The organism is Limnohabitans sp. DM1, from assembly GCF_001269385.1.
Classification (GTDB): domain Bacteria; phylum Pseudomonadota; class Gammaproteobacteria; order Burkholderiales; family Burkholderiaceae_C; genus Limnohabitans_A.
Genome location: NZ_CXOO01000018.1, coordinates 1 through 3,013 on the forward strand (window position 1 = coordinate 1; position 3,013 = coordinate 3,013).

The window sequence follows — 3,013 nt, forward strand, 5'->3', positions numbered from 1 at the left end:
TTGTTGCGTGCTTGGGCAAAGGCGCGATCAGAGGCGCCGCGCTGCAGGCCTGGGTGACCGGCCAAGCTGGCGAAAAACGAGTCCAGCATCAGCTGCTGAGATTGAGAGCGTTGGCTGAGCAAAGCGCCCACGAGACAAGGCAGGGGCAGTTTGCGTTGGCGAACAAAGGCGGTGGACTGGGCACCTCGGGCCAAATCTGCAAAGGCGGTGCTGTGTATGAACTGACCCAGCTTGGCAAAGACAGAGGTCAGGTCATCAAGAGGCGATGACCCAAGGGTTAACCCTATATTTTCTTATCATGGTGGTTGTCATGTTGCGGCGAGAGAAAATAAGAAAAACTTCAATTAAATCAATGAGTTGCGTCAATAATTATATCTTAAGTTCGGTGGATTGACCCATCACCGGGTTCATCTTTGTTGCACCTCGTACTTGAATCCGCCGTTAAAAATTGGCTATTTAGGAACAAATCATATGAGCAAAGCAACACGCCCTACGCTGAACGGCAAGGGCATGAGTTGGCAGTGGGACAAGACAAGTCACGGCGGTATCGTCTTGACTGGTTTCGAACACAGCACCTGGAACGACGGCATTCGACAGGCACGCCTTGGGGACATGGTGTTTTGCCCGAAATGCAAGCCCCACAAGCACACGATCGCACAAGTCTCTGGTATGAACGTGCATGGGGTTCAAAGTGCTCTGGAAGGGGATTTAACCAGTTGCGGTGCTGTGTTGTTGGCTGAGCGGGCAAGTCCGCAAGACGCGGCTGCAGCGCAGCGGTTTATGGATGGTACGGGGTTTGATGATCGTTATGTATTAAGAAATACTGACGGCCAGGTTATGACAAATACTTACTATGCTGCACAAAAATCAGATGGCGCAATGGAATATGGTACAACCGATGAAACTGGACACACTCACTTTTATTTGACAGGTGAAGATTCTGAGCAAATTACTTTTTATATTGCAGGATAAGTGATGCCAGATCAAACGATTAAAAGCCCTGACGGTGAGTTTTTGCGACTTATCGCAAAAATGAAAACCACACCGCACAGCGACAACATCGCCAAGCCGATTAGCACAGACTCTGAAACAATCGAAGTGTTAATAAGTGATTCAAGGCTAATTAGTTCAGGCTCCCAGTTCGGACATGTTGCTATTGAGATCAATGATCAAGTATATGGTAGAGCGCATTCTGGGTGGGATCAGGATTGTTTAAAAAGTTATCTTTATCGTCAGCAAGTGAAAATGAACAGAGATACGGTAGGGTTTGTTTTAAGAGCTTCACCAGAGCAAAAAAAGCAACTTTTGACGGAGATCAAACAACGTAAACAAAGAAATACAGCATACGATCTTGGCACTGATAGTTGTTCATCTAATGCTGCCGAAGTTTTGGGTGGTATTGGCATTATTGCACATGATTCACGTTGGTCGGTTATTGTCACACCAACGGATATGGCTGTTGCTTTGAAACGATCCAAGCGTCTGATAAAAATAAATTCTTATCCAAAGAGCAAATGAAAAATATTTTTTTCGTAATAATTTTTTTTCTTTTTGGATGTACGGATAATCCAAGAGGCGAATGGTTTGTAATCAAAGAAACTAATTTATATGATGAAGTAAATGGTGTAAAAATAGCAACAGTGAAAAAAGGGAGTTTTTGCTCTAAAGGTGGAGTCGCTTACGGCAAAGTCGACCGATATGCAAAAGTCAAATGCGATAAATTAAGTGGCTGGATTATTGAAGACGAAAATTTACAAGAAATTAAATAATTTTCTTAATCCCAAAGTTTTATATTTTGACATATGTGGACATGGCGGTCGCGTGAAGCGTGTCCGCGTCGTTCGAATATGGCCTTTGGCGGATTTACACCATATTAGCGACTGGCCATGGCTGCGCAACGTTGCTACTTCTGCGCCCCTTACAAAAGGGGAGGATTACCACTGATTCAGCTCAGCCGTAAAAAGTGCCACAGTCTGTGGTCCTTTTGGTCCAGGCTCAATTTGTGCGGCAGCTTGTGGCACAAATTCCAGGTGCGGATATTCGCGGTAAAAAGCCAACATCCGCTTGATGTTGCTGCGCAGAGCGGCGTAATCAGTGGAGACGAGAGGAGTGGATTGGTTGGTCATGGCGTGCTTTGCAACCCATAAAAGAGTTCAATGCTCTCTGTCAAATCCAACTCCAACTGTGTCGTACTTTTAAACCGCAACTGCTGCCAACTCTTGAGATTGAAACCAATATCACTTTCCAGCTCATCGCCGCGACAGTTCTTGTCGGCAATGAGAATGAAATTGTCATGCAGTAGACCCTTCCCACGATTCAAACCCATCAGATAGCCAATCTCGTGATAAACATTTCGATTGCCAAAAGTCAAATCAGCAATCAATAACCCAGAGCCCTCAATCACCTTGAGAATTTCGTCGTCAATGGTATAGCTGTGCCCCTTGTTGAACTGGTCGATGCGAATCTCTCGCAGCAGGATATCCAATTGATGTTTTTCATTGATCTGCTTGATGGTCTTCTTGATCGCCTTAAAGGTTTCCTGAGTTTCTTCACGGAACGCCATAGAAATAAAGGTTCTCTTGAAATTTGAGTGGGTAAGCTTCTGCCATATTGATCAACTTTTGAGCGTGAATTGATGACTGCCAAGCTGTTTGAATCTGCCCTGGGCATCACTGACCCGTGGTGCGTTGCCTCGGTTGAGTTCGACGAAGGTGCCAAGACCTTGACGATATTGATTGACTTCAAAGTCGGCAGTCGCTTTGCAGTCTCGGGTCACGATGGGCTGCATGGTGTGCACGACACGGTGGCCAAGACGTATCGGCACCTGAACTTCTTTCAACACGAGTGCCATCTGCAAGTTCGCACGCCTCGCGTGAAACTTCCCAACGGTTCGGTGCGGTTGGTCGAGCCTGATTTTGCCGGGCGACTTAATGGCTTCACCTTGCTGTTTGAAGCCTTCATTCTGATGCTGTCTGGCCAGATGCCATTTGCCGCCGTCTCGCGTCTTGTCGGG

5 protein-coding genes and 2 pseudogenes are annotated in these 3,013 nt (G+C 46.3%); 4 read left to right on the forward strand and 3 right to left on the reverse strand.

What is annotated here, in order from left to right; all coding sequences use genetic code 11:
• A pseudogene (locus AMM33_RS07440) lies at positions 1–194 on the reverse strand (hypothetical protein); the annotation flags it as partial.
• Between the two features lie 277 nt (positions 195–471).
• Between AMM33_RS07440 and AMM33_RS07445 the strand changes: the two are divergent.
• Genes AMM33_RS07445 through AMM33_RS21865 form a run of 3 tightly spaced genes read left to right on the forward strand, consistent with a single transcriptional unit; the run spans position 472 to position 1,769 of the window.
• On the forward strand, positions 472–972 hold the full coding sequence (locus tag AMM33_RS07445; RefSeq protein WP_090140046.1) for a PAAR domain-containing protein: 501 nt from the start codon (positions 472–474) through the stop codon (positions 970–972).
• Between the two features lie 3 nt (positions 973–975).
• A complete protein-coding gene (locus tag AMM33_RS07450) occupies positions 976–1,518 on the forward strand; it encodes a DUF4105 domain-containing protein (RefSeq protein WP_090140048.1) in 543 nt (180 codons plus the stop codon).
• Entirely contained in the window at positions 1,515–1,769 is a 255-nt protein-coding gene (locus AMM33_RS21865; protein ID WP_194945311.1) for a hypothetical protein, read from the forward strand. The genes AMM33_RS07450 and AMM33_RS21865 overlap by 4 nt, the downstream gene beginning before the upstream one ends.
• Before the next feature lie 165 nt (positions 1,770–1,934).
• Here the strand turns inward: AMM33_RS21865 and AMM33_RS22380 are convergent, their stop codons facing one another.
• Both AMM33_RS22380 and AMM33_RS07460 read right to left on the reverse strand, forming a co-directional pair.
• The gene (locus AMM33_RS22380) at positions 1,935–2,126 is read right to left on the reverse strand and encodes a hypothetical protein (protein ID WP_090140049.1); all 192 of its coding nucleotides are present in this window, start codon (positions 2,124–2,126) and stop codon (positions 1,935–1,937) included.
• Positions 2,123–2,563 (reverse strand): hypothetical protein, encoded by a 441-nt coding sequence (locus tag AMM33_RS07460; RefSeq protein WP_090140050.1) that lies wholly within the window; start codon positions 2,561–2,563, stop codon positions 2,123–2,125. The genes AMM33_RS22380 and AMM33_RS07460 overlap by 4 nt, the downstream gene beginning before the upstream one ends.
• A 72-nt stretch (positions 2,564–2,635) precedes the next feature.
• Here AMM33_RS07460 and AMM33_RS07465 point away from each other — a divergent pair.
• A pseudogene (locus tag AMM33_RS07465) lies at positions 2,636–3,013 on the forward strand (ISL3 family transposase); the annotation flags it as partial.

Coding starts and splice junctions, on each gene's coding strand:
- AMM33_RS22380 (WP_090140049.1), bottom strand. CDS start 2,126: ATGACCAACCAATCCACTCCTCTCGTCTCCACTGATTACGCCGCTCTG.
- AMM33_RS07460 (WP_090140050.1), bottom strand. CDS start 2,563: ATGGCGTTCCGTGAAGAAACTCAGGAAACCTTTAAGGCGATCAAGAAG.
- AMM33_RS21865 (WP_194945311.1), top strand. CDS start 1,515: ATGAAAAATATTTTTTTCGTAATAATTTTTTTTCTTTTTGGATGTACG.
- AMM33_RS07445 (WP_090140046.1), top strand. CDS start 472: ATGAGCAAAGCAACACGCCCTACGCTGAACGGCAAGGGCATGAGTTGG.
- AMM33_RS07450 (WP_090140048.1), top strand. CDS start 976: ATGCCAGATCAAACGATTAAAAGCCCTGACGGTGAGTTTTTGCGACTT.